Origin of the sequence: Bacillus sp. EB106-08-02-XG196 (assembly GCF_013396335.1) — a bacterium.
Classification (GTDB): Bacteria; Bacillota; Bacilli; order Bacillales; family Cytobacillaceae; genus Neobacillus.
Map to the genome: position 1 here is coordinate 1 of NZ_JABWSY010000037.1, position 3,003 is coordinate 3,003.

Sequence of the window (3,003 nt, forward strand, 5' to 3'; positions counted from 1 at the left end):
TGTTTTTGCCAACCATAAATTACCGATAGTTGACGGTATTGCCTGTCCGGATGTAGACGAGTATAATGTCCACGTATAAATCCGGAGAAAGGAAAAGACGTCTCCCATAATGTATAACTGCGCCAACAGCTATACGGGAGACGTCCCACATAAACAACTGTGATTATTGTATCAGATTACAAACTTATTGAAAATACCCTTGGGGTTTTTAGTTAGGGGTGCGGGGAGGATTCCTTCTCCCTGTTGTAGTAAAAGTATGAGTGTTATTGGTACAAGAAATAGGAGATCAAAAGAAAGCTCAGGGGAAACTAGAGTTTATAATATCCGACGCTTAAGATGTGATAACTGTGGAAGTATTCATCATGAATTGCCAGATTTTTTAGTTCCTTATAAAAGATATGAGTCAGATTGCATTGAGAAGGTTCTTGCGAACCCTTCTAATCATGATATACCTGCAGATGAATCAACCCTATATCGTTGGAATGAGTGGTTTAAAAGTTTTCTAGATTATTGGGTCGGTTGCCTTATTTCTATCATGCTTCAAACTAAACAGGAAAATATCCCTCTGGATTTAACGTCCGTAAGTTCAGAGACCGCACTTCATAGATTAGGACGTCTAGTGGGGAATGCCCCCAGATGGCTGGCGAGAATTGTCCGGCCAATAGTAAACATAAATTTATGGTTACATACCCGTTCTGCATTTTTGTCCTAAGAGGGTTAATTTAAACTCATGATATACACATTGAGAGGAGTGTAATCATGGGAAACCATAAAAAAGTTGAAGATACTGCAGTACAACGATTCCAACTTATTGCCCCACTTTTAGAGGAGGGGCTTGATGCTGGAAAAGCAAAGCAGCTAAGAGATCAGATTTCTAAGACCACCGGTCTTTCAGAGAGAACAATAAGAAGATACCTTTCACAATTTCGTAGCGAAGGTTTTGGAGGGTTAAAGCCTAAAGGAAAAACAGCACAAACTAAATCAGAGGCAATTCCTTCTCATCTATTGGAACAGGCTATATTACTTCGTCGGGAAGTGCCTAGTCGTAGTGTTGCACAAATCATTCAGATACTTGAGTGGGAGGGTTTGGCAGAACCGGGTCAAATAAAACGCTCTACCCTACAAGAAAAATTTACTGAAAAAGGTTATAGCTCCCGACATATGAAGTTGTACTCACAATCGGGAGTGGCAGCTAGACGTTTTCAAAAAAGGCATCGAAACCAACTATGGCAATCTGATATAAAATATGGACCGTACCTTCCTATTGGTCCAAATGGGACAAAAAAACAGGTATATCTTGTAGCTATCATCGATGATGCGACACGTTTTGTTTTACATGGTGCCTTTTATCCAACACTTGATTCAAGGATTGTGGAGGATTCATTCCGACAGGCAATACAAAAATATGGTGTACCCGAGTCCGTTTATTTTGATAACGGAAAGCAGTATCGAACAAAATGGATGTCTCGTACTTGTTCTAAATTGGGTACACGACTTATTTTTGCAAAACCATATTCACCAGAATCAAAGGGGAAAATTGAAAGATTTAATAGAGTTATAGATTCCTTTCTAGGTGAGGTAACGCTTGAAAAGCCGCAAACATTAGACAGGCTAAATGAACTGTTTCAATCGTGGCTTACTGAGTGTTATCAAGAAAAATCCCATTCAGCTCTAGGTGAAAAAGTTAGTCCACATTCAGCTTTCCGAAGTGATAAGAAAGCACTTCGTTTCATTGATCCTGATACAATGGCTAATGCTTTTTTACATTGTGAAACACGGAAAGTTGATAAATCGGGATGTATCAGCTTTATGGAACAGAAATATGAGGTTGGACTATCATTCATTGGTCGCCAAGTGGACATTGTGTACGATCCTTCGGACCTAGAGGAATTGACTATAGAATATGGGGGGCATTCTCCTTGGAAGGCACGAAAGTTGGTCATTGGTGAAAAGGCTGGAAAACGTCCAGGATTACCATCTCATCTCCAAGCACAGGAAGCGAATTCATCTAGACTATTAAAAGCTGCGGAAAAGAAACACCAAGAACGACAAATCGAACTAACACCTGCAGTCACCTTCCGTGCTATTTGGAAGGAGGACTGAAGCAATGTTTGAAGCTGCTTATGGAATGGAACATACACCTTTTTCAAGGGATGTTCCCACAGACAAATTATATGATTCTCTAATGATGCAAGAAATCCTTGGGAGGCTCAAATATGCGGCAGAAAGACAGTTGTTTGCCGTTTTAACCGGTGATTGTGGCACTGGTAAAACAACTACAATTCGTAGATTTGTAGATCGACTTGATAAAGGAAAATTTCAAGTGCTCTATTTGTCTGATTCAAAATTAACTCCTCGACACTTTTATAAAGGATTGCTTGAACAATTAGGGTCAGAAGCAAAGTTTTATAGAGGAGATTCTAAACGGCAACTACATCGAGAGATAGAGTTGATGAGAGGAATTCGTGGTATTCAGCCAGTTGTTGTGGTAGACGAAGCACATCTGCTAGATAAGGAAATGCTTGAGGAAGTAAGGTTCCTGCTTAACTTCAAAATGGATGCCCAAAGTCCAATGGCACTTATTCTTGTTGGTCAGAGTGAACTATGGGACCGCCTTCGTCTTCAATCTTTCTCAGCGATACGCCAAAGAATAGATATCCAGTTCAAATTGGGTCATTATGATCGGGCCCAGGTTGGAGAGTACGTGGCAAGGCATTTAAAATATGCAGGAGTAGATCAACAATTCTTTTCCGACGGTGCTTTGGATGAAATTCATCGTTTTTCTGGAGGATCCGCTCGGCTCATAAATAAGTTATGTACTCATTGTCTACTTTATGGATCTCAGAATGGATTTCGAATAATAGATGATCACATGGTTAAAAGGGTTATTGAGGGAGAATTGTCGTGATTCTCCCTTTTTCAAAATAATTTTGGACAGATATTCCGTCAAAATACGGACACCTAATATCGTCAATTTCTGGACTATATAATAAATCAATAACA

The 3,003-nt window shown here is 39.7% G+C and carries 3 protein-coding genes; all 3 read left to right on the top strand.

The window, feature by feature from the left end; all coding sequences use genetic code 11:
* The first annotated feature begins 199 nt into the window (after nt 1–199).
* Genes MLOOGBEN_RS28745 through MLOOGBEN_RS28755 form a run of 3 tightly spaced genes read left to right on the top strand, consistent with a single transcriptional unit; the run spans nt 200 to nt 2,908 of the window.
* Nucleotides 200–712 carry a DUF6431 domain-containing protein gene (locus tag MLOOGBEN_RS28745; RefSeq protein ID WP_256989304.1) on the top strand — a complete coding sequence of 171 codons (513 nt, stop codon included), beginning with the start codon at nt 200–202 and terminating at the stop codon, nt 710–712.
* Between the two features lie 47 nt (nt 713–759).
* A complete protein-coding gene (locus tag MLOOGBEN_RS28750; protein ID WP_179161659.1) occupies nt 760–2,103 on the top strand; it encodes a DDE-type integrase/transposase/recombinase in 1,344 nt (447 codons plus the stop codon).
* Nucleotides 2,104–2,107: 4 nt separating this feature from the next.
* Nucleotides 2,108–2,908, top strand: a complete 801-nt coding sequence (locus tag MLOOGBEN_RS28755; protein ID WP_179161660.1) for an ExeA family protein — start codon at nt 2,108–2,110, stop codon at nt 2,906–2,908.
* Nucleotides 2,909–3,003: the final 95 nt, after the last annotated feature.